At 38.5% G+C, this 25,661-nt stretch carries 26 protein-coding genes and 1 pseudogene; 13 read left to right on the top strand and 14 right to left on the bottom strand.

What is annotated here, in order from left to right:
- Positions 1-132: 132 nt before the first annotated feature.
- The gene (locus tag SK642_RS02900; protein ID WP_033683295.1) at positions 133-1,206 is read left to right on the top strand and encodes a DUF2974 domain-containing protein; all 1,074 of its coding nucleotides are present in this window, start codon (positions 133-135) and stop codon (positions 1,204-1,206) included.
- Positions 1,207-1,267: 61 nt separating this feature from the next.
- Here the strand turns inward: SK642_RS02900 and SK642_RS02895 are convergent, their stop codons facing one another.
- Together SK642_RS02895 and SK642_RS02890 are read right to left on the bottom strand one after the other, a co-directional pair.
- Positions 1,268-1,705, bottom strand: coding sequence for an Rrf2 family transcriptional regulator (locus SK642_RS02895; RefSeq protein ID WP_033683294.1), 438 nt, complete (start codon positions 1,703-1,705; stop codon positions 1,268-1,270).
- A gap of 75 nt (positions 1,706-1,780) precedes the next feature.
- Positions 1,781-2,623, bottom strand: a complete 843-nt coding sequence (locus SK642_RS02890) for a metallophosphoesterase family protein (RefSeq protein WP_033683293.1) — start codon at positions 2,621-2,623, stop codon at positions 1,781-1,783.
- Positions 2,624-2,734: 111 nt separating this feature from the next.
- On the opposite strand from SK642_RS02890, the gene SK642_RS02885 reads away from it, so the two are divergent.
- From SK642_RS02885 to SK642_RS09915, 5 genes are all read left to right on the top strand, one after another.
- On the top strand, positions 2,735-3,385 hold the full coding sequence (locus tag SK642_RS02885; protein WP_033683292.1) for a metal-dependent transcriptional regulator: 651 nt from the start codon (positions 2,735-2,737) through the stop codon (positions 3,383-3,385).
- A complete protein-coding gene (locus SK642_RS11130; protein WP_033683291.1) occupies positions 3,366-3,548 on the top strand; it encodes a hypothetical protein in 183 nt (60 codons plus the stop codon). Before SK642_RS02885 ends, SK642_RS11130 begins: the two co-directional genes overlap by 20 nt.
- Complete coding sequence (locus SK642_RS02875; protein ID WP_200872270.1) at positions 3,505-4,215, top strand: nicotinamide mononucleotide transporter; 711 nt, start codon at positions 3,505-3,507, stop codon at positions 4,213-4,215. Before SK642_RS11130 ends, SK642_RS02875 begins: the two co-directional genes overlap by 44 nt.
- Positions 4,216-4,334: 119 nt before the next feature.
- Positions 4,335-4,748, top strand: a complete 414-nt coding sequence (locus SK642_RS02870; protein WP_033683290.1) for a hypothetical protein — start codon at positions 4,335-4,337, stop codon at positions 4,746-4,748.
- Between the two features lie 18 nt (positions 4,749-4,766).
- Entirely contained in the window at positions 4,767-5,180 is a 414-nt protein-coding gene (locus tag SK642_RS09915; RefSeq protein WP_080708915.1) for a hypothetical protein, read from the top strand.
- 38 nt (positions 5,181-5,218) lie between these two features.
- On the opposite strand, the gene dtd is transcribed toward SK642_RS09915, so the two are convergent.
- The 5 genes from dtd to SK642_RS02835 form a co-directional block, all read right to left on the bottom strand.
- Entirely contained in the window at positions 5,219-5,662 is a 444-nt protein-coding gene (dtd, locus tag SK642_RS02855; RefSeq protein ID WP_033683289.1) for a D-aminoacyl-tRNA deacylase, read from the bottom strand.
- Positions 5,663-5,691: 29 nt separating this feature from the next.
- Positions 5,692-7,914 carry a RelA/SpoT family protein gene (locus SK642_RS02850; protein ID WP_033683288.1) on the bottom strand — a complete coding sequence of 741 codons (2,223 nt, stop codon included), beginning with the start codon at positions 7,912-7,914 and terminating at the stop codon, positions 5,692-5,694.
- A 488-nt stretch (positions 7,915-8,402) separates the two neighbouring features.
- The gene (locus SK642_RS02845; RefSeq protein ID WP_152548298.1) at positions 8,403-9,245 is read right to left on the bottom strand and encodes a hypothetical protein; all 843 of its coding nucleotides are present in this window, start codon (positions 9,243-9,245) and stop codon (positions 8,403-8,405) included.
- 4 nt (positions 9,246-9,249) lie between these two features.
- Positions 9,250-10,476, bottom strand: a complete 1,227-nt coding sequence (locus SK642_RS02840) for an MFS transporter (RefSeq protein WP_033683286.1) — start codon at positions 10,474-10,476, stop codon at positions 9,250-9,252.
- Complete coding sequence (locus SK642_RS02835; protein WP_152548297.1) at positions 10,457-11,308, bottom strand: retropepsin-like aspartic protease; 852 nt, start codon at positions 11,306-11,308, stop codon at positions 10,457-10,459. Before SK642_RS02835 ends, SK642_RS02840 begins: the two co-directional genes overlap by 20 nt.
- A 550-nt stretch (positions 11,309-11,858) precedes the next feature.
- Between SK642_RS02835 and SK642_RS02825 the strand changes: the two genes are divergently transcribed.
- Together SK642_RS02825 and SK642_RS02820 are read left to right on the top strand one after the other, a co-directional pair.
- The gene (locus SK642_RS02825; protein ID WP_350353756.1) at positions 11,859-12,086 is read left to right on the top strand and encodes a hypothetical protein; all 228 of its coding nucleotides are present in this window, start codon (positions 11,859-11,861) and stop codon (positions 12,084-12,086) included.
- 229 nt (positions 12,087-12,315) lie between these two features.
- Entirely contained in the window at positions 12,316-12,945 is a 630-nt protein-coding gene (locus SK642_RS02820; protein WP_033683283.1) for an MBL fold metallo-hydrolase, read from the top strand.
- A 242-nt stretch (positions 12,946-13,187) separates the two neighbouring features.
- Here the strand turns inward: SK642_RS02820 and SK642_RS02815 are convergent, their stop codons facing one another.
- The 3 genes from SK642_RS02815 to pepO form a co-directional block, all read right to left on the bottom strand.
- Complete coding sequence (locus SK642_RS02815; RefSeq protein WP_051734064.1) at positions 13,188-14,867, bottom strand: LPXTG cell wall anchor domain-containing protein; 1,680 nt, start codon at positions 14,865-14,867, stop codon at positions 13,188-13,190.
- 409 nt (positions 14,868-15,276) lie between these two features.
- On the bottom strand, positions 15,277-15,918 hold the full coding sequence (locus SK642_RS02810) for a recombinase family protein (protein WP_033683282.1): 642 nt from the start codon (positions 15,916-15,918) through the stop codon (positions 15,277-15,279).
- Positions 15,919-16,100: 182 nt separating this feature from the next.
- Positions 16,101-17,993, bottom strand: a complete 1,893-nt coding sequence (gene pepO, locus SK642_RS02805; RefSeq protein ID WP_033683655.1) for an endopeptidase PepO — start codon at positions 17,991-17,993, stop codon at positions 16,101-16,103.
- A 176-nt stretch (positions 17,994-18,169) separates the two neighbouring features.
- On the opposite strand from pepO, the gene SK642_RS02800 reads away from it, so the two are divergent.
- From SK642_RS02800 to tpx, 4 genes are all read left to right on the top strand, one after another.
- Positions 18,170-18,892 (top strand): metal ABC transporter ATP-binding protein, encoded by a 723-nt coding sequence (locus tag SK642_RS02800; protein WP_033683281.1) that lies wholly within the window; start codon positions 18,170-18,172, stop codon positions 18,890-18,892.
- Entirely contained in the window at positions 18,889-19,737 is an 849-nt protein-coding gene (locus tag SK642_RS02795) for a metal ABC transporter permease (protein ID WP_000559786.1), read from the top strand. The genes SK642_RS02800 and SK642_RS02795 overlap by 4 nt, the downstream gene beginning before the upstream one ends.
- 31 nt (positions 19,738-19,768) lie before the next feature.
- Complete coding sequence (locus SK642_RS02790) at positions 19,769-20,698, top strand: metal ABC transporter substrate-binding protein (RefSeq protein WP_033683280.1); 930 nt, start codon at positions 19,769-19,771, stop codon at positions 20,696-20,698.
- Between the two features lie 122 nt (positions 20,699-20,820).
- The gene (tpx, locus tag SK642_RS02785) at positions 20,821-21,312 is read left to right on the top strand and encodes a thiol peroxidase (protein ID WP_000256026.1); all 492 of its coding nucleotides are present in this window, start codon (positions 20,821-20,823) and stop codon (positions 21,310-21,312) included.
- Between the two features lie 180 nt (positions 21,313-21,492).
- On the opposite strand, the pseudogene SK642_RS02780 reads toward tpx, so the two are convergent.
- From SK642_RS02780 to SK642_RS10705, 4 genes and pseudogenes are all read right to left on the bottom strand, one after another.
- Positions 21,493-21,651 (bottom strand): annotated as a pseudogene (locus SK642_RS02780) (competence protein ComA); the annotation flags it as partial.
- 140 nt (positions 21,652-21,791) lie between these two features.
- Positions 21,792-22,424 (bottom strand): ABC transporter ATP-binding protein, encoded by a 633-nt coding sequence (locus SK642_RS02775; RefSeq protein WP_033683279.1) that lies wholly within the window; start codon positions 22,422-22,424, stop codon positions 21,792-21,794.
- A 1-nt stretch (position 22,425) separates the two neighbouring features.
- Entirely contained in the window at positions 22,426-24,441 is a 2,016-nt protein-coding gene (locus SK642_RS02770) for a DUF1430 domain-containing protein (protein WP_033683278.1), read from the bottom strand.
- A gap of 449 nt (positions 24,442-24,890) precedes the next feature.
- Positions 24,891-25,061 (bottom strand): PhrA family quorum-sensing system peptide, encoded by a 171-nt coding sequence (locus tag SK642_RS10705; RefSeq protein ID WP_033683277.1) that lies wholly within the window; start codon positions 25,059-25,061, stop codon positions 24,891-24,893.
- Positions 25,062-25,245: 184 nt separating this feature from the next.
- Here SK642_RS10705 and SK642_RS02760 point away from each other — a divergent pair.
- Positions 25,246-25,661: helix-turn-helix domain-containing protein (locus tag SK642_RS02760; RefSeq protein WP_033683654.1), on the top strand; the 416-nt coding region annotated here is incomplete at its 3' end.

The following is a 25,661-nucleotide window of genomic DNA, read 5'->3' as shown; positions in this document are numbered from 1 at the left end:
TAACAGATTTTTCCAGGCTAGAAGGTCTGAAACTGAATTTGAAATAGCTTGTTTTTAGCCAACAAAGTGAGGCAACCCTAGTAGCTAATTTAAGGGAAATTTGATAAGATAAATAAAAAGAAAGGAGCACCTATGGCCAATATTTTTGACTATCTGAAAGATGTCGCATACGATTCCTTTTACGACCTACCTTTAAATGAATTAGACATTCTAGCCTTAACAGAAACTACTTACTTACCCTTTGATAATCTGGTATCAACAAGTCTTCAGCGACTTTTAGACCTGGCACCTCAGGTTCCAAGAGAGCCTAACATGCTGACCAGCAAAAATCTCCTCCAGCTATTAGATGAACTAGCTCAACACAAACGCTTCAAAAATTGCAAACTCTCCCATTTTATCAACGAAATCGACCCTGAACTGCAAAAGCAGTTTGCGGCTATGACCTACCTCCTCACTCTCGATACCTATCTGATTGTCTTTCGTGGGACTGATGACAGTATCATTGGCTGGAAGGAAGATTTCCACATGACCTATATGAAGGAAATTCCTGCTCAAAAGCACGCCCTATGCTATTTAGAGAACTTTTTTGTCCACCACCCTAGGAAAAAAGTCATTCTAGCTGGGCATTCCAAGGGAGGAAATCTAGCCATTTATGCTGCTAGCCAAATTGAGCAAAGCTTGCAAAATCAGATTACAGAAGTCTATACTTTTGATGCGCCTGGTCTCCATCAAGAATTGACACAGACCGAAGGTTATCAAAGGATAATGGATAGAACCAAGGTCTTCATTCCACAAGGTTCCATTATCGGTAGGATGCTGGAAATTCCTGCCCACCAAATCATCGTTCATAGCACTGCCTTGGGTGGCATCGCTCAGCACGATACCTTTAGTTGGCAGATTGAGGATAGACACTTCGTCCAACTGGATAAGACCAACAGTGATAGCCAACAAGTAGACACAACCTTCAAGGAATGGATGGCCACAGTCCCTGACGAGGAACTCCAGCTCTACTTCGACCTCTTCTTTGGCACCATTCTAGATGCTGGGATTAGCTCCATCAATGACCTGTCTTCCTTTAAGGCTATTGAACACATTCATCATCTCTTTGTCCAAGCGCAATCCCTCACTCCAGAAGAAAGGGAAACCATGGGACGCCTTACCCAATTATTGGTTGATACCCGTTACCAAGCCTGGAAAAATAGATAAAAAAGCTTATGAAAAGGCAAAAACCTTCTCATAAGCTTTTTTGTTTTGTTTAAAGAAGAAATCAATCCTTCATCCGACTCTCTGCATCAGTCACGACTTGTTCTAGACTGGTCTGACCAAGTTCAGCCTCCATAGCCAGCTGGATTCTCTCCAATTTTTGATCCAAAACCTCATGAATATGAGCTCCGACTGGGCAATTTGGATTTGGATTGTCATGGAAACTAAAAAGTTGACCTGTCTTACCTAGGCATTCGACCGCCTGATAAACATCTAAAAGACTAATATCTTTGAGATCTTTGACAATCTCTGTTCCGCCCGTTCCACGCGCTACTGAAATCAGCTCTGCCTTCTTCAACTGGGACAAGGTTTTTCTGATAATGACAGGATTAACCCCGACACTAGCAGCCAGAAAGTCACTGGTCACCTTGCTTTCCTTCCCCTTGAGAGCGATAATAATCAGCATATGAGTCGCAATGGTAAATCTACTTGGAATTTGCATCCTCTTCTCCTTTTTACGAGGCTAGCCTGCCTCTACTCTTCTTTTTCTTTTATTATAACCTTTTTAGTTGTAATGTCAATCGTTACCACTTTTCAACCAAGCATCTAATTCCCTATCATAGCCCTCTTTCTGGGCCAATTCTCTCAGAAATTCCTGATGATGAGTATGGTGGATACCATTGACCAGACTTTCATAATAAACCTCAAAATAAGGGAGTTTCAGATTTTTAGCTAGCTGCAATTCAGCTGCCACATCGTAGTCCACCCGTCGGAAGTCCATATCTACCAAGCCCTGGTCATCAAACTCCAAAATCATATACTGGGCCCGCAAGTCCTTCCGCAACTGGGCATCCAAAAAGAAAGGTTGCCCAATCGAACCTGGATTGACAATCAATTGCCCACCAGTCCCGTAACGAAGTAACTGCTGGTGAATATGGCCATAAACAGCAATATCACAAGCGGGATTGGTCACCAAGCGGTCAAAATCCTCTTGCGCCCCAGTATGAATCAACTCTCGCCCCCAGTTCTTATCAGGCAAATGATGGCTAATTCCCACCGTCAAATCCCCAAACTGACGATGAATCTGGAGAGGTTGATTGTGGAGCAGTTCAATTTCTTCTAGGGAAATTTCCTCTAAAACATACTGGCACTGGCGCAAGAGATAGCGTTGGCTGGGACGAGTACTATCCAATTCCTTACGGACACCATGCCACAGACTGTCTTCCCAGTTTCCCAAAACTCTAGCCGTAATCGGTAGTTGATCCAACAAGTCCAAAATCCTTCTACGCCCTGTTCCTGGCATGAGAATATCTCCCAAAAGCCAGTATTCATCTACTCCTAGCTGCCGAGCATCTGCCAAAACAGCCTCCAAGGCGGTGGTATTTCCATGAATATCTGAAAGAAGAGCTATTTTTGTCATATTCATCTCCTCGTTTTTTCTCTTGCAATAAGTATAACATAAAAAGTCACAGCTAGAGAAATCTAGCTTTTTTTGATATACTAGATAAAGATATTAGACAAGAGGAAGCGAATGACCCCGAATAAAGAAGATTATCTAAAATGTATTTATGAAATCGGCATAAACCTGCATAAAATCACCAACAAAGAAATTGCTACACGCATGCAAGTCTCTCCCCCTGCCGTAACTGAAATGATTAAACGGATGAAAAGTGAAAATCTCATCCTCAAAGACAAGGAATGTGGCTATCTACTGACTGACCTCGGCCTCAGACTGGTCTCTGAGCTCTATCGTAAACACCGCTTGATTGAAGTTTTTCTAGTTCATCATTTAGACTATACGAGTGACCAGATTCACGAGGAAGCTGAAGTCTTGGAACACACTGTCTCTGACCTCTTCGTGGAAAGACTGGATAAACTACTAGGATTCCCCAAAACCTGCCCTCACGGAGGAACTATTCCTGCCAAGGGAGAACTCCTAGTTGAAATCAATAACTTGCCACTAGCTGACATCAAGGAAGCTGGCGCCTACCGCCTGACTCGGGTGCACGATAGTTTTGACATTCTCAGTTATTTGGATAAGCACTCACTTCACATCGGTGATCCGCTCCAAGTCCAGCAGTTTGATGGCTTCAGCAATACCTTCACTATCCTCAGTAAAGACGAGGATTTACAAGTTAGTATGGACATTGCCAAACAACTCTATGTCGAGAAAATCAACTAATTTCTCAAGTCCCCCACCAACCCTGAAAGTTTTATTTTCAGGGTTTTATTTCTATCATTTGATTTTACTTTCATTTAGTTGTAGAATATTTGTAAAAAAGAAGAAAGATATTTTAACATATGAAAAAATCACTAAAAATTTTTGCGACATCCAAATGGTTTGACCTCTTCGGGGTTGCTTTGGTCGTTGGGATTGCGATTGCATCTGGTTACCTCAACTCACGCCTCGATAAATTTGTAGACTGGGGACCATGGACAGCTCTTGTACCCTTTGGATTGATTTCCGTAACCAATGTTGGGATTTCCATGTTGTCCACTCGTTTCACGGGAAAATTAAGCAAATGGGGAAATTACTTTGGTATTATTAATACCATTTTGTCTGGCACCATTGATTATATCCTTGGAAATAAGGCGGCCATCATCACCTATCCCGTCACCTTCCTCATTTATACCTTTGCTATTAAGAAATGGGAAGTTTCGCAAGAAGGCAGACCCAACCAAATGAGCCAAAAACATCTAAAATTGGCGGCTATCATCATTTCAATTATCGCCTTCCTCTTTGCCTTTGTGAGCAACTATATCGGCTATGGGGGCAAGATGAATCTCCTTGCTTACGTAACAACTATTGCCTTCGCACTGTCCCTCATTGCCAATGCTTTGAACGCATTGAAACTAACAACTCAATGGGGCTTTTGGTTGATTTACAATTTCGTTCAGCTGACAAAGGCTGGCATTCAAGGAAACTTCGCCAATATCGGAAAATACATCTTTTATATCCTCAATGCAATCGGAGCTTTATTTGTCTGGAATGATGAAGAGGTGGAACAATAGGAGGGAACTCAAATAAAGAAATCTAATAGAATCTCCTTACTAAAATTTTTTATCATTTTACTTGTAACTTCCATTCTTTTGGAGTAGAATGAAGCTAGATAGAAGAGGGAGGTTTTGTCATGAAAAAACTCTTTAGAATCCATTTTACAGCAATTGCAGTCATCGATTTGCTACTACTTGCATTTTTTAGTACTAGACCCGAGACAGCTTTGGACTGGCTCTTGCTCACTGGTTTTATTTTCCTCCTTGCTCAGCTACTCCTGCTATTTCGCTTGCTTGTCCGACTCAAACATCAATTCGCTGAGATTTATCCTCAAATCAATAAAATGATTCGCTTCTACTATTTAGGGGTGCTCACCATTGATTTTCTATTTTTTGTCCTTTTAGCCTTCACTAGTTCTCAGCGATTTTTCACTCTTATACCAATCGTCACTGCTTGTCATTCTACTTTATATTATAGGACGACTGACTACCTAAGAGAAAACTATACTGACTTTTACGACAAACATATTTCTTTGTGGGAGTGCCTCTAAAGAAAAGGAGGTTTTAGCATGAAAAACATCATCTCCATCAAAACCATTCAACTCCTTATCATCGATGGAATCATGCTGGCATTTTTGACATTTAAAGAGGGACTTACGTGGGATTGGATTTTGATTTATAGCGGATGGCTCATTTTCTTTCATCCTGTGCTATTGACCTATCTTTCCAACCAACTTTGTGATCACTTTAGTCAACTCTATTCCCAGATTAGAGCAAGATTCTGGCGTTTTGCCTTACAAATCCTCCTCTGGGATAGTCTGATCATTCTCTCCTTGCTGTTTTTAAGCGGTATCCCACTTTTCCTTCAGGGAACTCTCCTAATCCTAGGACATCTCATCCCTTCCTATCGCATAAGCCAAATCTTAAAACAAGATTTCCCCAAGGCCTATCAGAAAACGATTCCATTTTGGAATATTTTATGATAGATGAGAAAAACCAAGCCGGTCGGGCTTGGTCTTTCTCATCTATTTTTCGTATCAAGGATAATGGTAACTGGTCCGTCATTGACCAGCTCAACCTGCATATCTGCTCCAAAGATGCCTGTCTGAACGGGCACGTCTTGCGCTAATTTTTGATTGAATGCATCATAGAAGTCTGATGCCATATCTGGTTTGGCTGCACCTGTAAAGGCTGGACGATTGCCTTTCTTGGTGTCCGCAAAGAGGGTAAACTGTGAAATAGAAAGGATTTGTCCTTCAATATCTTTGACAGACAGATTCATCTTGCCTTCTGCGTCTGAAAAAATCCTCATATTAACAAGCTTTCTCACAGCATAGTCCAAATCTTCCTCTTGGTCCTCTGGTCCAACACCAACCAGCAACAAGAGTCCCTGATTGATTTTTCCCTGAACCTGACCTTGAATACTGACTTGGGCTTTTTTAACCCGTTGGATAATGATTTTCATAATAGCCTTTCTAGTAAGAGCTAGGCCAATTAGCCGTTGGTCCGTTTGACAGAGTAAACTTCTGGCACACTCTTAATCTTGTCCACAACCGAAGTCAGTGTAGAGAGGTTGGTAATACCGAAGGACACATGGATATTGGCAAATTTCATATCCTTGGTTGGTTGGGCGTTGACTGTTGAGATATTCTTGGTTGTGTTTGAGAGAACTTGCAATACATCGTTCAACAGCCCTGTACGGTTGAGGCCGTAGATATCGATATGGGCCATATACTCTTTATTTGAGCTAGAGTACTGGTCTTCCCACTCCACATCAAGAAGGCGTTGCTCGTAGTTTTCTTGAGCACGCAGGTTCATACAGTCCACACGGTGAATAGCCACACCACGACCCTTGGTAATGTAGCCAACAATATCATCACCAGGCACGGGATTACAGCACTTGGCAATCCGCACAAGGAGTCCAGAAGCACCTTCAATGACCACTCCCCCCTCATGCTTGACTTTGAGGGTTTCTTTATTTTCAACCTTGATCTCGCCACCTTTGACAAGTTCTTCTGCTTCAGCCTTGGCCTTGGCACGTTCTTCCTCACGACGTTCCTTTTCAGTCAGACGATTAAAGACAGTAATAGCACCGATTTCGCCAAAACCAATAGCCGCAAAGAGAGATTCTTCTGTCTTGTAGCTGGTCTTTTGCAGAACTTGGTCCATATGACGCTTGTCCATGAATTTATTGGCCACATAGCCATTTTCTTGGAACTGAGCCATCAACATTTCACGACCCTTGTTAACAGACAATTCCTTGTCTTGGTTTTTAAAGAACTGACGAATCTTGTTGCGCGCCTTGCTGGTCTTGACCATGTTAAGCCAATCACGGCTTGGCCCAAAGGAGTTAGGGTTGGTGACAATTTCAACCTGATCCCCTGTCTTGAGCTTGGTTGTCAGTGGAACCATACGACCATTGACCTTGGCACCAGTTGCTTTTTCCCCAACTTTGGTATGGATTTCATAGGCAAAGTCAATCGGTCCTGAATCTTTTGGAAGGGAACGAACAGCTCCATCTGGGGTAAATACGTAAATCTCCTCTGCCAGATAGTTTTCCTTGACTGAATCAACAAATTCCTTAGCATCATCAGCCTGGTCTTGGAGCTCCATCATCTCCTTGATCCAGTTCATTCCAATGGCTGATTCCTTGCTGTTGACCTGCCCCTTGATGCCTTTCTTATAAGCCCAGTGAGCCGCAACCCCGTACTCAGCTACCTCGTGCATGGCCTTGGTCCGAATCTGGAATTCAATCGGCCCTTTTGGCCCATAAACAGTCGTATGGATAGACTGGTAACCATTGGCCTTACGATTAGCGATATAATCTTTAAAGCGACCAGGCATCGGTTTCCAAAGCTCATGCACATAACCAAGCATGGCATAAACATCACTTTGGGTATCCAAAATACAACGAATGGCAATCAGGTCATAGATTTCCTCAAACCGTTTTCTCTTATCCTGCATTTTGCGGAAAATCGAGTAAATATGTTTGGGACGACCGTAAATCTTCCCTTTCAAGTGACGATCTGTCGTATAGTCTTCTAATTTTGTGACCACCTCATCCACCAAGGCTTCACGCTCTCTGCGCTTTTCCTTCATCATATGGGTAATCTTGTAAAACTCCGTTGGATTGAGATAACGGAAAGATAAGTCTTCCAATTCCCATTTGACACTGGAAATCCCCAAACGATGGGCAAGTGGAGCATAGATTTCCATGGTTTCTTTGGAAATGCGCTCCTGCTTGTCTTTTCGAAGATGTTTCAGGGTTCGCATATTGTGCAAGCGATCAGACAGTTTGACCAAAATAACACGGATGTCCTCAGACATGGCCATGAGCATCTTGCGGTGGTTTTCCGCTAATTGCTCCTCAATTGATTTGTACTCGACCTTACCAAGCTTAGTAACCCCATCGACAATCACGCGCACATCAGGACCAAACTCTCTTTCCAAATCGTCCAAGGTCGCATCTGTATCCTCCACCACATCATGCAAGAAACCGCAAGCTACCGTTACAGCATCCAGCTTGAGCTTGGCTAAAATACCTGCTACTTGGATAGGGTGAATGATATAAGGTTCACCTGATTTACGATATTGACCACTATGGCATTCAACAGCATAGACCAAGGCCTTATGGACAAAAGCGACATCTTCTTTTGATAAATATTTTTGCGTTAAAGCGACAACCTCATCGCCCGTCAAATTCACTTCTTTTGGCATCTCTACTCTCCAATTCTTCCTACCATTTTATCACTTTTTTAAGAATATGAAAACTAGATAGCCACGATTCCCTGTCTTAGTTGTGATTCGAATGTGATAATGTCTTAACTAGTTTGAACACAAAAATATCCCAGTTGATAGACAATACTAGAATTTCATTTTATAGGGGGCGAAGCTGTCATCAAATGAAACATCCTAACACCTCTATTGTATGTGCATTTTATTTTCAGGAACAATAGATGTCTAGATCCATTACAGAACTTTCAACCTCAATTATTCATACTTGACATAAAAACCAAGCAGGATTCTTACATCAGCGTAGATTCTGCTTGATTTAACATCGATTCTGACTAATTTTTATCTTATGTATGAATAATTGGTGTTCAAAGAAACACTGCTTTCCTCAGGTTTGTCTGGGGAAGGCAGTGGTTTTTTGAAATAAGCGCCTAGATTGTTTATCGGAAGAATTATCAAACATCTCTTTCATTTCAGTTTATATATTTCTCGCAAATAGTTAAATAGAAGTTGATGTAATTTTTCCAGTAGGTAAACTCAAGTGAGAGACTATTTAGAGAATTTTCGAAGGCTTGTTTGGATTCTAATAACAATTCTCTAAATAAAGCTTGATCATAGGTTGGTAGTGTTTTATCACTGTATTTCATAAGAAACCTATTTACATAAATATTAAATTGTTTATTTTTATAATCTTGTTGAAAATCTTCAAGATCATCTAATATCTGTCTACCATAAGCAAAATAGTCATGAGATGCATATAATTCTTCTAAAATAGCCTGCTCTTTAGGGAAGTTTGAACTACTTTGAAAGACTTTTAAAGCTATTTTAGCAAATGAATATTTATCGTAAGCGTATTGTCTTTCTTCTTCAAGAGGAAGTATTTGATTGTATCGATAGCAATATTTTTCTTTGTATAGACCTGTTAAGGTCTTACATATGTTTTCTGTAACATCGGGATGAATTTCATTACTTAAAAACATCATGTTCTTTGAATATTGTTCTAACAGGATTAATAAATCAATCGGTTCTTCGACTTTTTGAGAGTCATATATCTTGTCCAATATAAATAAAGATGTAAAGTGATTATGAGAGAATGGAATTAATGCTTTCAGATTTTGATCTGATAATTGAAATTCTTTTCTAAATAATAATGGATACAATGAATAAAGTGATATAGATTGTACATTGTCTATTTGATTGAAGAAAGGCATATGTGAAAGAGTTGATGTCTTAAGGCTAGTGGTAATTAACTCATAATATATATTCCATTCTGAATTTGTAATGTTGAGGATTTGTTGTACATCATTAATTTTCATCATTTTACTCCAATTCATCATTTGTGAGATTAATTTTAAAAATCCAAGGAAATACAAAGAGAAGCAAGAGTAGCACGAGACCTGAGAGACTGAAAATAGAGGCCACGTTCATTGTATCAAATAAGAATCCAAAGAGTAACATGCTTATTGGTAAAAATGCCTGTGTTAAAGCATTTAAGACAGCAAAAACTCTACCTTGAAATTCTTGTGGAATTTTGAGAATTGACCAACTAGAAATTAGTATATTGCATATTGTAATTGATAAACCAATTACAAGAAAATAAATAATGAGAATAGCAATCCAGCTACTTTTGGACAAATGTAAGATTAATAATAATCCCAGTAAGCAGGTTGCAAACGCAACCATAGCAATGGCATATCTAGCAATATTCAAATTACTTTTCGTACTTATTTTCGAAGCAATAACTGATCCTAATAAGAGTCCAAAAGCTAAGACACTGTCGTTCAATGCATAAGATTGATTGGATAAAGCCAACTCTTTAATTTGAAGAAATGGGAGACCAACATTTACTATTCCAAGTATGAAATTAATCATAAGGACAAAAATTAATCCAAAAACAATTTTTTTATATCTAAAAATAAACTGGAAACCTTCTTTAGACATTGTGAGTATGCTTGAGTCATCTTCTGAACTTTCTTTTACCTTATGATGAAATTCAACTTTCCAATAGATTACTAGGACTAAAAATTCTATAAAAAATTCAATTAGCATGATACTAGATAATGAAATTTTGTCGAAAAGAGCAACTGCTATTATTGGAGATAAAATCATACTAGCAGCTTGAATTAATTGTAATTGAGAGCGAAATGATTGAACATTTTCCTCTCCTACTAACCCAATAGTAGCAGCATTTAGGGTAGTTGATAAAAACTGATCTGAAATTTTAAGTAAAATAAGTAAGACTATAATCTGAGTGTAATGGGATGTGATGTGAGTGTCACTTAGTATAAAGAACAGTAGAGCGATACAACTGACGGTCTGAGAAGTTTTTATAATAAAATTTTTATTGTATTTATCTATAATACTTCCTAAAAAAGGAAGGAGTAAAACTGCTACTATAGGTCCAATTATTTGAGAGAGGCTATATAAAAATACAGAATCTAAGTTTCTTAATATATAAAGACCAAGGATAAAGGAAAGTATAGTACTTCCAAATTGTCCCAACGAATTTCCGATGAGCAATTGTGTTTTAAGGTGTTTTTTTCTCACTAATGGCAATCCTTTCTTTTGAATTGATAAAATAAATGGTGTAACCTTGTAAGCTATCAGTTCCGAGCTTTACTTTCCATTGAAAATTAAAGGATCGGATAGATATGTTTTTAACGAAGAGTTTTCCTCCGCTAAATGTAAAAAGTAAGTGGTCTACTTTTGAAATTTTATTCAATGAAAAACCATTTATTCCTAAAACAAAGTTCATGCTCCGTTTTACACTTTTTTCACTGAGTCTAAAATCATCAGAAATAAAGGAGTTATTGGCACCTAAATCTAGCAAGGTGTGGTAAGAATCACCGTTGTAATCTAATAAAATAACTGCTTGTTTTTTTGATATTATCGGAATACTTGCGACAGATTTTGGTGGTTGAATAGAACCTATATAAAAATATTTATTTTTAAAATCAATAGCAAAGTCAAAACGCTGTAGAATATCCCATCCAAGTACACCATCAATGGATAAATAATAAAACATTACATTTCTATACTTAATCAGAAATTCAGTATTTGAGATAATTTCATTATCGATTTTAATTTCTGGTATAAAATATGTATGTTGAATGATTTTATTTTTACCACCCCCTTTTACGAGGATTTTATTTGATAACTCTATTTGAAAGTTTTTTAAGTCTTTATTAGGAGCTAAGAAACTTTTTTCTGATCCGGTGTCAACTAAAAATGTATAGTATTGTTCAGAGATTTTAATTTTAATTGTAACTAATTTATTTTTATAAGAGAATTTCATAATAAACAAATCTAAAAATTTAGAGCTTTGATTATTCAAAGCTCTAAATACTATATTACCACTTGATTTTGATAGTAATTTCACCAAGTGATTCGATTTCAACCACAGAAGAATCAACTGAGAAATCAGTTAAAAGTTCGGCTTTTCCCATTAAATCTTCTTTATTAGATTTCATAATTTTTAACCTACTTAAATTAATAACCTTATTATAAAACACTTTTATTTTTTTGTCAATAATTTTTTGAAAATTTAGACAAAATTATAAACGAATGATTGTTACCTAGTTTCACTTTAAAGTTAGCTTTCAAATTTTAATAACAAAATCTCATAAAAATAATTCAGAATTGCTTGATAATTCTGAATTATTAGTGTATAATATATTACGAAGTTAGATTTTAAACTTAGGTGATAGAAGGAGAGATAGACCAACGGAAACCATATTGTAACCGAAAGACTTTCTGACTTCCCTCAATTTCCCTGAAGATACGAAAGCTAAACAGTGGAACTCGTGTCACATACACTGGTACCTTGACTGGGTTTTGGAATTAAAATCCTCAAGATACTTTCTTCTATCCTTTAGTTTATAAGGAGAACACCTATGAAAAAAACTGCTATTTCTATCTTTGCTCTCCTAGTGTTAGGAGTTAGCTGCCTGTTCCTATTCAGCCAGCAAAGCTATAAAAAAACAGTCGTTCAATACTATGCTAACGACCAGAACCTGCCCAATAGGATAACTTATAGTGAATATAGCGATAAACGAGAAGCCAACTACGGTGGCACTCTAAACATCACATCTATCAAAAAAGCTAATGACGGAGTTTATGCAACCTATGAAGGGCAATTGACACCTCTCCAATATTGATAAATTGATAACCAGCCTGTCTTCATCTAGTCATGCTGGTTTTTAAGTTCATTTTAAATCCTTACCTATTTTCCCCAACTGTGCTATACTTAATTTATACTCAATGAAAATCAAAGAGCAAACTAGGAAACTAGCCGCAGGCTGTACTTGAGTACGGCAAGGCGACGTTGACGCGGTTTGGATTTGATTTTCGAAGAGTATTAGTGCATTCTTTGAGATTGGAGCTAACATGAAAATCCATAAAACCGTGAATCCTGTTGCCTATGAAAACACCTATTACCTAGAAGGTGAAAAGCACCTTATCGTGGTAGATCCTGGCAGCCATTGGGAAGCCATTCATCAGACCATCGAGAAAATCAACAAACCGATCTGTGCTATTCTCTTGACCCATGCCCATTATGACCATATCATGAGTCTGGACTTGGTTCGCGAGACTTTTGGCAATCCTCCTGTCTTTATCGCAGAGAGTGAAGCCAGCTGGCTCTACACTCCTGTCGATAACCTCTCTGGTCTCCCTCGTCATGATGATATGGCAGATGTAGTCGCAAAACCTGCAGAACACACTTTTATCTTTCACGAAGAATACCAACTAGAGGAATTTCGTTTCACTGTCTTGCCAACACCAGGGCATTCTATCGGTGGTGTTTCTATCGTCTTTCCGCAAGCTCATTTGGTCTTGACAGGTGATGCTCTGTTCCGTGAAACTATCGGACGAACAGATCTTCCAACTGGTAGTACGGAGCAACTTCTTCACAGTATCCAGACTCAACTCTTCACCCTACCAAACTACGATGTCTATCCAGGACATGGTCCAGCTACGACTATTGCTCACGAAAAAACCTTCAATCCTTTTTTCTAGTAAAATGATGACAATAGATATCGTAATTTATAATAGATTAAAGCTAGAATAGTACGTCCTGACTTCTAAATCATTATTAGAAATCGATTTGTTCAGATTTTATTTCATCTCACTATATTTATACTATTTTAGAATTATAAAAACGCATAATATCAGGTGTGGAAAAGTTTGATATTATGCGTTTTATCATGAAAAGATTTTTCACAGTCTAAAATAATTGATAGGTAAACTATGAATTGGGGTTATTCTGACTCCTTACGAAAGCTAAATAATCCAGCAGTTAGAGTTAACATTCCAAATAGGGTAGCGAGAATTGAGTCATTTTCTCCAGTATTTGGCAAAGTCTTAGCTACTTGTTTCGAAATAGTTTCAGTCTTAGTTGCTAACGGCTCAGCTTGAGTTTTTGTACTATTTACGTCATTTCCTTTTTGTTCCGTATTACTACTATTTACAACTGGAACAGGAGTTGTACTACCTCCGTTATCACGGCTTGCGGCAACTTTGAAAGTCATAGCATAGATACTAAAGTGATTGGTTTCAAAAGTCACCTTATCGGCATTTTGTTTGAAATCAAGCGCAAACAAGCTGCCGTTTTGATTCACGTAGTAAACATTTTCCACTGGCTGGTTTGCCAACACGCTAACCGTAACCCAGCCGTTTGGCTGAATAGCCTTGCCTCTCGCGTCATACAGATGAATGTCGAAAGCCTTGTATTTTTTTGATTCAAGTGAATTCGACTTGGTTTCTTCTACCCTGATATATCTGACATTTTTGAGTGTTGCTTCTGAACCATATACTTGAACGCTTCCAGCTTCGCTCGAAAGAACACGAGTATTGTTTGGGATGGCTGGATTAAGCGTAGGCGTTACGGGAGTTGTCGGTGTTATTGGAGCAACTGGTGTAACTGGATTTACAGGATTTTCACTTGGCTTGACTTCTGGTTTTGCTTGGTCGGCTGGTTTTTCAGTGTGGTTCTTAAATAAGAAAACGTAAGTTTGATAAACTTCTGCGTATAAACCAAAATCTCCCTCGCTTCTTCCTCTCTCATTTAGCTGATAACGGTGATAAAGTGGTGTTAACTGCCTATTTTTTGAAAATTGATAGACTTCCACGTCATTGTCTTCTTTTTTAGTGCGGAAAACCATGTAACCTTGACCTGTGATGTTAGTGTTTTTGTTTAGTTCAACCTTTCTTGTTTTTTCATCCCAAATAGCTGTATAAATTGTATACGCTTCATAGTTTCTACCTTCCAATTCTGGAATTTTCACTCGAATCGCACGCATAAGTATATGGCTTTCCCTCAATTCTTCAGGAGAAAATTCCCTCCCATTTTCTTCTAACCACCTATTCGTGCCACCCACAAAGTAAGCTAATCTTGGTTTGTTATTGATAAAATCTTTTTCAGCAGTCCATATTCCATTGATAGGAGTTTTCTTCATATCACTGATAGGGAGTGGTGCTACAATATCTTCGTAGGTAACAACAGGGTGTTCATGAACGCTTCCGTCACGTAGATGCCATCTTCTCACTGGTTTTCTGTTATTTTCCTGCGGTTGCTCTGCAGGTTTCACTTCTGGTTTTGCTGGATTAGCAGGTTGTAGTTGCTCTGCTGGTTTAACTTCTGGTTGAGGGGTTTCTGCTGGTTTTGGAGTTGGAACAGATGTTTCAGCAAGTTTATTTTCAACCGGCTTGTTCTCAGCTGGTTTTACTGGCTGAGTAGGCTGTGGTTGCTCTGTAGGTTTAACCTCTGGTTGAGGGGTTTCTGCTGGTTTTGGTGCAGGTGCTGGTTGAGTAGCATTAGGTTGAGCAGCAACATTTGGTTGCGGCGCAACGTTTTCCTCGGCATGCACCAAAGTTGGCACTGCAGCACTAAGAGTGACAGCAGAGAAGGTAACAATACCTAGTTTAGTGAGTTTATTCATAATTTTTCCTCCTCAGGAATATATAATTGCCTTTTTAGGCTTATAAAATGACAAAATCAACTTCCTTTCAAGACCACAAAAGCAAAATTTTGAGTCAACTCATTATCTAAACATTTAATGTTCTTGATAGAAGCCTTAAATGAATCTTCATCCATTAACTGAACAATACAGCTATCATACTATTACATATCTTAATGATTTTTAAGTTTTTTGTTGCCAAAAACTAGCTAGCTCCTTTAGAGATAGGGAACTAAGTGTATCGCATAACGACCGTTAGACGATACACAAAAAATGCCAGTCTAATACAGGTTAAAAACACTGTTAAACTCGCATTTTTTTAAATATTTATATTCTTATTTTGAATGTTTCATCAAACGGTCGTTAATCGAAACAATTTTACGTCTTTATTCTACCATTTTTCCCTGTTTTTAGCAATGATTTTCCGTTTTTTTTGACGATTGTTCGCCACTTTATTACGTTCTAATACTTTATATAGGGTTGATGTAGAAATTTGTTCAGCTTTTGCAATATTACGTATGCTTATATCTGAATGTAGATATTTGTTAAGTATCCGCTCCTCCTTTTCTTTTGAAATCCGTTTAGCCCCTAATCTAACACCATTTTCCTTAGCTTTTCGAAGTCCCTCTTTTGTGCGAAACCTCAGATTTTCCAGCTCATTTTCTGCCACAAAGCCTAAAATGATGCAAAGTAATCTGCCAATAAGAGAACCTGTTTCTAGTTTTTCATGCAAACTGACTAGATGAATATTAGATTCATTAAATAGTTCAATAAGTTCTAGCAGCTTAAACATAGATCGAGTCAGTCTATCTAACTTATAGATAGTGAAAGTAACCTGCTTGCCATCTTTCGAAAAGTCAGAGGCCAGTTTTAAGGCTTTTATGAGTTCAGGACGAGTGTTATTTGCACCAGATTCCTTTTCTATAAAAAGTTTATCGCAATGTTTGAGAGCTTCGATTTGCACTTTCAATCCTAGGTCTTGTTTATGAGTAGATACACGGGCGTAGCCTATGTTGATAGTCTTTTGAGACATAAAAATCCTCCTGTTATCTTGATACAGAGGGATATTTTACTATGAATTTTAAAATAAGAAAAGACTTCAATTTCATAATCCCTATGAACTACCCCCTAAAAGCTAGATTGTTCTATCTAACTTTTTAGGGTGTACATAGATAGGGAAGGTATATTTATAGGAATTTTACTTGCCTCTTTGCATTACCAAATAATCACGCGCTCTTCTGGTGAACGCCACATACCGTCTCCTTCTTTGACATCATATGTTGTAAAGAAATCATCGAAGTTTGGTACTTGCACATTGACACGGAGTTTGGCTGGCGCGTGCACATCGACGCTAGCCAAAAGTTTCATAAATTCTGGACGACCTTTCATGCGCCAGATGCGACCGAAGTTGTAGAAGAACTCTTCTGCTGAGAAGTCTGGTTCTCTCTTAGCTGCTTCAAGCGCTGCAGCGATTCCTCCCAAGTCAGCCACGTTTTCTGATACAGTCAATTTACCGTTAATGGTTGCTCCATAAGAATCCTGTCCATCAAATTGGTCAATGACTTTTTGTGTTTTCTCCTTGAAGGCAGTATAGTCACTCTCTGTCCACCAGTCCTTGAGGCTACCATTTTCATCAAAGGAAGCTCCGTTGGTATCAAAGGCGTGGGAAATTTCATGAGCAATAACTGCACCAATCCCACCGTAGTTAGCAGAAGACGACTGATGCAAGTCATAGAAAGGCGCCTGTAAAATAGCTGCTGGGAAGACAATCAGGTTCTTCTGAGGATTGTAGTAGGCATTGACCATATGAGCAGGCATGCCCCATTCCTTGTAGTCAACAGGCTGATTCCACTTGCTCCAACTGTGTTTGATTTCCACACGCGCAAAGGCTAGAGCATTGTCAAAAAGACTAGCATTTTCATTTACTACTTTGTCCTTATAACGTTCTGGCAATTCTTCTGGGTAACCGATATAAGGCTTGATGACATTGAGTTTGACGATGGCCTTGTCACGAGTTTCAGGAGTCAGCCAGTCATTTTTAGCCAAACGTTCCTTATAGACATCTATCATGGTTGCCACTTTTTTCTCCACGTCTGCCTTGGCTTCTGGGGAGAATTTTTCATGGGCATACCAGAGACCCAAGGCTTGTTTGAATGGACCTTGTGCTAGCTGGTAGGCAGCTTTAACCTTGTCTTTGGCTTCTGGAACTCCAGATAGCGCACGGCTGTAAGCACCTGACAAGACACGGATTTCTTCTGTTAAATAGCTAGTTGAAAGATTCACAACACTTAAAATTAAGGTTGCCTTGAGGAGAGGCCAAGCTTCTTCACTATAGAATTGGTCTGCGGCTTGCCAGAAACGTTCCTCGTCTACAATAACCTTGTCTGGTACTTGTCCAAGAACGACTTGGAAAAAGTCATCCAAAGGTAGGGCAGGCGCGAATTTCTTGAAATCTTCGTAAGCATATGGATGGTAGAGTTTGGCATATTCTGAACTTTCTTCATTAGAGAGAACCACTGCCGCAACTCGACGATCCAATTCTAGTCTTTTCTCTAGCAAGTCTTCAATTTCTTCATCAGAGAAATCATAAGCCTTGAGGAGATTTGCGCTGGTTTCTTTCCAAAGAGTCAAGAGTTCTTCGCGTTGAGGATGGTCTTCTGCATAGTAGGTCGTATCTGGCAGGATCGTGCTTGGAGCGCTAGCCCATAGAACATTGATTCTGGCATCCATAAAGTCTGGCGATACACCAAAAGGAAGGAAATTAGGTTTTCCTGCAAGCTCAAACTCTGCTAGTTTAGCTGTAAAATCCGCAAAAGTCTCCAATTCTTGGAATTCTTTAAGAAGTGGTAAGACAGGTGTGATACCGTCAGCTTCTCTCTTGTCAAAATCACGAACTAGGCGGTGGTATTTGACAAAGTTTGCCAAGATAGCATCCTCAGGCACTTCTTGACCTGCCAACCACTTGTCTGTTGTCGCCAGCATCAGGTCTTCAATTTCCTGGTCTAAATCAACAAAACCTCCCGTTTGAGACTTATCTGCTGGAATTTCAGCTGTCTTCTGCCATTCTCCATTGATTGCATCATAAAAATCGTCTTGATAACGTGTCATCTTGTTCTCGCTTTCATTTGTATTTGTTTTTAGCTTAACAAAAATTACCTGGGAATGCAATTAAAAATAAACGGATGTTTCCTATTGTTTTTCAGTTAATATTTTAATTTTTTGAAAAATTAACTTGACTTAATTTTTTTTTAAGGTATATTAAGAGTCAGGAGGAATATAAGTTTATGATACGTATCGAAAACCTCAGTGTCTCCTACAAAGAAACGTTGGCACTTAAGGATATTTCACTAGTGCTCCAAGGACCAACAATTACTGGAATCATTGGTCCAAACGGTGCTGGAAAATCAACATTATTAAAAGGTATGCTGGGAATTATCCCTCATCAAGGTCAGGCATTTCTCGATGACAAGGAAGTTAAAAAATCCTTACACCGAATTGCCTATGTCGAACAAAAGATCAATATCGACTACAACTTTCCCATCAAGGTCAAGGAATGTGTCTCACTAGGACTATTTCCCTCTATTCCTCTCTTTCGCAGTTTAAATGCTAAACATTGGAAAAAAGTAGAGGAAGCCCTTGAAATCGTCGGCCTAGCTGACTATGCTGATCGTCAAATCAGTCAACTGTCTGGAGGTCAATTCCAGCGGGTCTTGATTGCCAGATGTTTGGTGCAGGAAGCCGACTATATCCTCTTGGATGAACCCTTTGTTGGGATTGACTCAGTCAGTGAGGAAATCATCATGAATACGCTGAGAGATCTGAAAAAAGCTGGGAAGACGGTTCTCATCGTCCACCACGACCTCAGCAAGGTTCCCCACTACTTCGATCAAGTCTTACTTGTTAATCGAGAAGTGATCGCCTTTGGTCCGACCAAAGAAACCTTTACCGAAACCAATCTAAAAGAAGCTTACGGTAATCGACTCTTTTTCAATGGAGGTGACCTATGATTGCAGAATTTATTGATGGATTGCAAAAATTCCATTTCCTACAAAATGCCTTGATAACAGCTATTGTCGTCGGGGTCGTAGCTGGAGCTGTGGGATGTTTCATCATCCTACGCGGGATGTCACTCATGGGAGATGCTATTTCACATGCTGTCTTACCAGGTGTAGCCCTCTCCTTTATCTTGGGCCTTGATTTCTTTATCGGAGCCATTGTCTTTGGATTGCTAGCTGCTATCATCATTACCTACATCAAGGGGAACTCGATTATCAAAAGCGATACCGCCATCGGCATTACCTTTTCTTCTTTCTTAGCCCTCGGTATCATCTTGATTAGTGTCGCTAAAAGTTCAACTGACCTTTTCCATATCCTTTTTGGTAATATTCTGGCCGTCCAAGATACGGATATGTTTATTACTATGGGTGTGGGGGCAGCCATTCTCTTGTTAATCTGGATTTTCTTCAAGCAACTCTTGATTACTTCCTTTGATGAACTCTTGGCTAAAGCCATGGGAATGCCTGTCAATTTCTATCACTACCTTCTCATGGTACTCCTGACTCTGGTGTCTGTGACAGCCATGCAAAGTGTCGGAACTATCCTGATTGTAGCCATGCTGATTACCCCAGCTGCAACTGCTTATCTCTATGCTAATAGCCTGAAAAGCATGATTTTCCTTTCCTCAACCTTTGGAGCGACAGCTTCAGTTTTGGGGCTCTTTATCGGCTATAGCTTTAACGTTGCGGCAGGTTCTAGTATTGTGCTTACAGCCGCTAGTTTCTTTCTCATTAGCTTCTTTATCGCTCCAAAACAACGATATTTGAAACTGAAAAATAAACATTTGTTAAAATAAGGGGCAAAACCCCAATAAATTGGAGGATCTAATGAAAAAATTAGGTACATTACTCGTTCTCTTTCTTTCCGTCATTGCTCTTGTAGCATGTGCTAGCGGAAAAAAAGATGCAGCTTCTGGTCAAAAACTAAAAGTTGTTGCTACAAACTCAATCATCGCTGATATTACTAAAAATATTGCTGGTGACAAGATTGATCTTCACAGTATCGTTCCTGTTGGCCAAGACCCACACGAATACGAACCACTTCCTGAAGATGTCAAGAAAACTTCTCAAGCTGATTTGATTTTCTATAACGGTATCAACCTTGAAACTGGTGGCAATGCTTGGTTTACAAAATTGGTAGAAAATGCTAAGAAAACTGAAAACAAAGACTACTTTGCAGTCAGCGAAGGTGTTGATGTTATCTACCTTGAAGGCCAAAACGAAAAAGGTAAAGAAGACCCACACGCTTGGCTTAACCTTGAAAACGGTATGATTTTTGCTAAAAACATCGCAAAACAGTTGAGTGCTAAAGACCCTAGCAACAAGGAATTCTACGAAAAAAATCTCAAAGAATATACTGAAAAACTAGACAAACTTGACAAGGAAGCTAAAGCTAAATTCGACAACATCCCTGCTGAGAAGAAATTGATCGTAACCAGCGAAGGATGCTTCAAATACTTCTCTAAAGCCTACGGTGTCCCAAGTGCCTACATCTGGGAAATCAACACTGAAGAAGAAGGAACTCCTGACCAAATCAAGACCTTGGTTGAAAAACTTCGCCAAACAAAAACTCCTTCACTCTTTGTAGAATCAAGTGTGGATGACCGTCCAATGAAGACTGTTTCACAAGACACAAACATCCCAATCTACGCTCAAATCTTTACTGACTCTATCGCAGAACAAGGTAAAGAAGGCGACAGCTACTACAACATGATGAAATACAACCTTGACAAGATTGCTGAAGGATTGGCAAAATAATACTCTGAAAAACGTCATTTTTTCCCGAATTGGCGTTTTTTCTATGCCCATATTTTCGGTCAAATCATTGGAAAATTCTTACTGTTTCAGCTACAATGGAAGAAAAAAGATTGGAGTATCTTATGGTAACTTTTCTCGGAAATCCTGTGAGCTTTACAGGTAAACAACTACAAGTCGGCGACAAGGCGCTCGATTTTTCTCTTACTACAACAGACCTTTCTAAAAAATCTCTGGCTGATTTTGATGGAAAGAAAAAAGTCTTGAGTGTCGTGCCTTCTATCGATACAGGTATCTGCTCAACTCAAACGCGTCGCTTTAATGAAGAACTGGCTGGACTGGACAACACGGTCGTATTGACTGTTTCTATGGACCTACCATTTGCCCAAAAACGTTGGTGTGGTGCTGAAGGTATTGAAAATGCCATCATGCTCTCAGACTATTTCGATCATTCCTTTGGACGTGATTATGCTCTCTTAATCAATGAGTGGCACCTATTGGCACGCGCAGTCTTTGTCCTCGATACTGACAATACGATTCGCTACGTTGAATACGTGGACAATATCAATTCTGAACCAAACTTCGAAGCCGCAATTGCAGCTGCTAAAGCCCTATAGAAAAAATCCTCTGTCACAAAGAGTTCCCTACTCTTTGAAACGGAGGATTTTTCTTATTCTTTAATTATTGTTTATTTTGAAATGAATCCTTCAAAATCTTTTAGTTGAAAATTATATTTTTCAGTGAGTAACACATTATCCACTGCAACATCTTCTCCCAATGGGTAAATATTTCTTTTGAAACAGTTGTAGGAGGAAAATCTCTCCTACACTATTATTGATTCTGATAGAAAATTGCAAAATATCATCTACCAAACTTTCAATTATTAAGATTTTTTACAGTTTATCTAAATTAGAATCGCAAGGCTTCTCAATAATATAATTGTCGAATTTTTTCAATCTAACTTCCTCTCCACTATTTCTTCCTTTATCAAGAAAAAGTTACCTCAATATTAATAAAGTACAATTCTAAATTAACTCCAATTATTGATTCATGATAATATTTCAGTAACTCATCGTGCAATTAAAAACAAGGATTTTTATTTCAGACGATCCATCGTGAACACTTCATCAGCCATCTCCCAAATTGCCGGATTATGTGTTGCGATAATGATTAGCCTATTATCATCTCGAAGAGATAGCAAAATCTCCATAATCAACTGAGAGGTTGCTGGGTCTATTGAAGCTGTTGGCTCATCTGCCAGAATAAGGGGTGGATTCTTTAAGATAACTTTTGCCAAGGCAACCCGTTGCGATTCTCCGCCCGATAACTCAAAGATGCGCTTATCTAGGTTAAGATAAGCCAGGCCGACCTGTTCTAAAGCCTGCTTCTGCCTCAACCGCTGTTCCGACCGACTCAACTTTTGACCAATGAGACCTAGCTTAAGGTTTTCTTCAATACTTTGGTTTTCAATTAAGCCAAAGTTCTGGAAGAGGTAGCCCAATTCGTGACGGAAAAAATCACTCGATTTATAATTTGCCAAGTCTTTACCTCGGTAAAAAATCGTCCCATCATAAGATTCTAATTTCCCAATCATGTTCATCAAGGTTGTTTTACCGCTACCACTTGAACCAATTAAGGCATAGACTTTTCCAGCCTCAAATGTCATTGAAAGATTCGAAAATAACTCTCGTTCTCCAAAAGATTTACTCACCTGTTTAAGTTCAATCATATTAACCTCCCTTCAAAACAAGCATGGACATCTTGTTTTCTTTCTGCATTTGGACATGTAACTGTAAAAGAGATAGACCAGTGAAGAGTAACGAGACTAAGAAAGCAACTACTATCTCTACCATAAGAAATACACTCGCAACAAATCCCAGTAAAAACACACCCAGTTGAGCAAAGAGATAAGTGCGATGGATTTCTAAGAACCTGAGACCTGCAATGCGTTTGATAAAAATAGCACGTCTAAATTCTTCAAAGTAGAGCCTATTCATAGTGTTAAACAACAAGATTGAAGTTGCAATCCCAAGCACAGCTCCTGCTAGCATTACCCAACGTTCCCTCTGGATATTATCCAATAATGTGATGTAGTTGTGGTAACCTGTTTGCATTTCTGAGACCCAATTTTCAATGCCTTGTCTCTGGATAAGCTCCTGGGCATCAGACAATTGATTAAAGAGAACGTAGTTCTGTACTGCGTCTACCCAAAACACAATGGACTGTGGACCAGTTGATTGGGGTGTTATAACAATGATGATTGGATCTTTCAAAAACTGCTGGTAAGAAATAGGGGTCGTATTATACACAAAACGATCATGACCTGATTCCAAATAACCTACCGTAGCAGTCATTTGCTGTCGTTCATCTTTACTAGATATGCGACTGGTTAAGTCGTCTTCAAAAACAGATTTATAATGTTCTTCCTCTGAACGGAGGTGTTCAGGCAGTAATAAGACAAACTCCCCTACATCAAGGTGATTCATCTTTTGCTCAATAGTTGTATCTACAGGAATGTTTTGACGCTCCAAGTATTGCGGTGTGACGATAAGGACATTGCCATTCGGGTTGTAATCGTGCCATTCTGTAGAGGTTATCAAGTTTTTGGAGGAAGCCATGCCATTTTGCAAAGTACGGTCAATTAACTGGTGTCTAGATAAGAAAGCCTTTTGTTCTGAAACAGCCAGATCCATCAATTGATACCAAGTTCTGAGTTTCCTTTGAGCTTGTTCAGCAAAACCAGAACTCGTTCCTTCACGGCTGATTGATAGGGTAATCAGTTGCCTTTCCTGGCTCCAAGCCTCTTGTCCAATCCGATGCTGTTGCCAGGCTTGGGAATACTTTAAGCTACTCCCTATTCCCAGCGTTACAATAATAATCGCTAATAGTTGACCGATTAAAATCAAACTAATGATTCCTCTGACAGGCACTTGCCCTTTTATAATCTGCATCAGGTGTATCTTTTTTATCCCAACTGCGAAGAGTTGAGCGAAAAACAGGGAAATCGACAACAAGATGAGATTATAACAGAGCAAGCCTGCTCCTATGGTCATTAGGGATTGCGTTGGAAGCGACAGAATTTTTTGCATAAGAATGGCGAGCACGCCAGCTAAACTGAAACCAACAGCTATCCCTTTCAAATCCTCACCAACTGGTCTAAGGAAAATGGACCACCGTTTCTCTCCTGAAATGAGGCGAATGCCCGACGACCGTAATTGGCTAATTTGACTAATTAAAGTCAGTGCTCCAAAGGTTAAGATGAAAATCAATAGACTGATTAACTGAAATCCGTTACTAAAGATAGCCATTAACGTAGATAGTTTAGATGGAATTGTCAGGTGCATGTTAGTCAAGCCAAGTTGACTTAACTCCTCCCTTAGCAAGTGAATATCTAGGTTTCCATCGAATACAAAATAGTTTGTTTCAACACTACTACTTTGAGCATCTTCTAGATTTTTTTCCTGAAGCCCATCAGGCAACTTTCCGTTCCCAAAGGTCGTATAAGAAAACACTGGAGTACCTTCTGAGTTAGGATCCTGGTGTTGAATCGCAATAAAGCTATCCGTTTCTTCTGCTAGTTTTTCCAAGCGTGTAGCAACATGCTGAAAAGTTGTTTCAGGGGAAGAATCACGTACAACAACGTTGGGGTAATAATAGGAGACATATGTATCAGTCCAAATGGTAAATACCCAAACAAAGAACAAACTAGCAAGCAGGTTGGATATGAGTATAAATAATTTTTTCATAGTGCATTCCTTATTCTAAAACAGAGGGCAGAAATACCCCTGCCCTCTATAAACTAACAAGCTTACTAAACTATTGATAAAAGAATCTTCTTCAATTATTCTTTACCATCCCGCATCAAATGTAAATTTTAACATATTATTACTCATCTAAATGAAATATTATGAAAATGAGCGAAATGCGACTACATATTTTAATTAGAAATCTCAGTCTGAATTATAGTATCCTATTTTTTCCTCCTTTCTAACTGCATGCTCCTTTCTACAGACAGAGACCTAATTTTATAAACCAATCTTAAATACTTTAGACTTTGTAACTCATAATTTTCAACAGTTGGTTAGCTATGAAAGCATTTTATCAAACATCTCCATTCTGATATCTATCTGGTATTGTTACAAGCTCTCATCAGAATACCTTTCTCTAAATAGTTGAATTTTAAAGTAATACGAAATCAATCTGCCTTTCCAACATCAAGTCCATTCGATTTTTTTTGTGCTTGTACTCGAACTTCCAATTGCTTATTCTTCTGAATGAATTGTTGGTAAGGAATTGTATTACTAAACATAAAAACACCTAGTAATGCAAATGTAACTAATTTTTTAATTCCACGTTTTTTTCTCATGCAATGAAACCCCTTTCTGTTTCCTTGTTTTTATTTTAACAGATATATTTTATTTAGCCAAGCATTTTTATGTAATTTTTTAATTTTTTTATTACCATATAGAATTATTTATTTCTTTAACTTGATATTTTGAACTAAAAATTTTATAATGAAATTAAGCAAATAGGAAGGATTATTATCTTTAATGAATACACTCGCAGAGAAATTCAGATTGAAAAGAAAAGAGTTGAGACTCTCCCAACAAACTCTTGCAGAAGGAATTTGTGAACAAAGCCAGATTAGTAAAATTGAGAGAGGGCATTTCATTCCCTCCGCAGACCTTTTGTTCAAACTCTCACAACGACTCGAAGTGCCATTAGATTATTTTTTTAATGAACAAATTGAAATTAAATCTAACCTCTCTAATTTCAAGCAATTATCTGCTCGCCTATTAGATGACAGAAATTATGACAATTTGGAATATATTTATAGAATAGAGATTGAACGAAGTACTTTTCTAACACTAGAAGACCGAACTTACCTTGAATGGATTAAAGCTATTATTGACTTCTATCAATATGACAGTAAGTGTGAGGCAATTTCTTCATTGGAAAATATATT

It is taken from the genome of Streptococcus mitis (assembly GCF_000722705.1).
GTDB lineage: Bacteria > Bacillota > Bacilli > Lactobacillales > Streptococcaceae > Streptococcus > Streptococcus mitis_P.
Note: the sequence above shows the minus strand (reverse complement) of the source record. Positions and strands in the feature narration are given on the sequence as shown.

What these genes read in the sequence shown, in the direction of transcription:
- SK642_RS02890 (WP_033683293.1), bottom strand. Translation starts at nt 2,623, where the DNA reads ATGACAAAAATAGCTCTTCTTTCAGATATTCATGGAAATACCACCGCC.
- SK642_RS02850 (WP_033683288.1), bottom strand. Translation starts at nt 7,914, where the DNA reads ATGCCAAAAGAAGTGAATTTGACGGGCGATGAGGTTGTCGCTTTAACG.
- pepO (WP_033683655.1), bottom strand. Translation starts at nt 17,993, where the DNA reads ATGACACGTTATCAAGACGATTTTTATGATGCAATCAATGGAGAATGG.
- dtd (WP_033683289.1), bottom strand. Translation starts at nt 5,662, where the DNA reads ATGAAAATCATTATCCAACGGGTTAAAAAAGCCCAAGTCAGTATTCAA.
- SK642_RS09915 (WP_080708915.1), top strand. Translation starts at nt 4,767, where the DNA reads ATGAAAAACATCATCTCCATCAAAACCATTCAACTCCTTATCATCGAT.
- SK642_RS02800 (WP_033683281.1), top strand. Translation starts at nt 18,170, where the DNA reads ATGATACGTATCGAAAACCTCAGTGTCTCCTACAAAGAAACGTTGGCA.
- SK642_RS02900 (WP_033683295.1), top strand. Translation starts at nt 133, where the DNA reads ATGGCCAATATTTTTGACTATCTGAAAGATGTCGCATACGATTCCTTT.
- SK642_RS02895 (WP_033683294.1), bottom strand. Translation starts at nt 1,705, where the DNA reads ATGCAAATTCCAAGTAGATTTACCATTGCGACTCATATGCTGATTATT.
- SK642_RS10705 (WP_033683277.1), bottom strand. Translation starts at nt 25,061, where the DNA reads ATGAGAAAAAAACGTGGAATTAAAAAATTAGTTACATTTGCATTACTA.
- SK642_RS02790 (WP_033683280.1), top strand. Translation starts at nt 19,769, where the DNA reads ATGAAAAAATTAGGTACATTACTCGTTCTCTTTCTTTCCGTCATTGCT.
- SK642_RS02815 (WP_051734064.1), bottom strand. Translation starts at nt 14,867, where the DNA reads ATGAATAAACTCACTAAACTAGGTATTGTTACCTTCTCTGCTGTCACT.
- SK642_RS02870 (WP_033683290.1), top strand. Translation starts at nt 4,335, where the DNA reads ATGAAAAAACTCTTTAGAATCCATTTTACAGCAATTGCAGTCATCGAT.
- tpx (WP_000256026.1), top strand. Translation starts at nt 20,821, where the DNA reads ATGGTAACTTTTCTCGGAAATCCTGTGAGCTTTACAGGTAAACAACTA.
- SK642_RS02810 (WP_033683282.1), bottom strand. Translation starts at nt 15,918, where the DNA reads ATGTCTCAAAAGACTATCAACATAGGCTACGCCCGTGTATCTACTCAT.
- SK642_RS02775 (WP_033683279.1), bottom strand. Translation starts at nt 22,424, where the DNA reads ATGATTGAACTTAAACAGGTGAGTAAATCTTTTGGAGAACGAGAGTTA.
- SK642_RS02885 (WP_033683292.1), top strand. Translation starts at nt 2,735, where the DNA reads ATGACCCCGAATAAAGAAGATTATCTAAAATGTATTTATGAAATCGGC.
- SK642_RS02820 (WP_033683283.1), top strand. Translation starts at nt 12,316, where the DNA reads ATGAAAATCCATAAAACCGTGAATCCTGTTGCCTATGAAAACACCTAT.
- SK642_RS02845 (WP_152548298.1), bottom strand. Translation starts at nt 9,245, where the DNA reads ATGAAAATTAATGATGTACAACAAATCCTCAACATTACAAATTCAGAA.
- SK642_RS02875 (WP_200872270.1), top strand. Translation starts at nt 3,505, where the DNA reads ATGAAAAAATCACTAAAAATTTTTGCGACATCCAAATGGTTTGACCTC.
- SK642_RS11130 (WP_033683291.1), top strand. Translation starts at nt 3,366, where the DNA reads ATGTCGAGAAAATCAACTAATTTCTCAAGTCCCCCACCAACCCTGAAA.
- SK642_RS02795 (WP_000559786.1), top strand. Translation starts at nt 18,889, where the DNA reads ATGATTGCAGAATTTATTGATGGATTGCAAAAATTCCATTTCCTACAA.
- SK642_RS02770 (WP_033683278.1), bottom strand. Translation starts at nt 24,441, where the DNA reads ATGAAAAAATTATTTATACTCATATCCAACCTGCTTGCTAGTTTGTTC.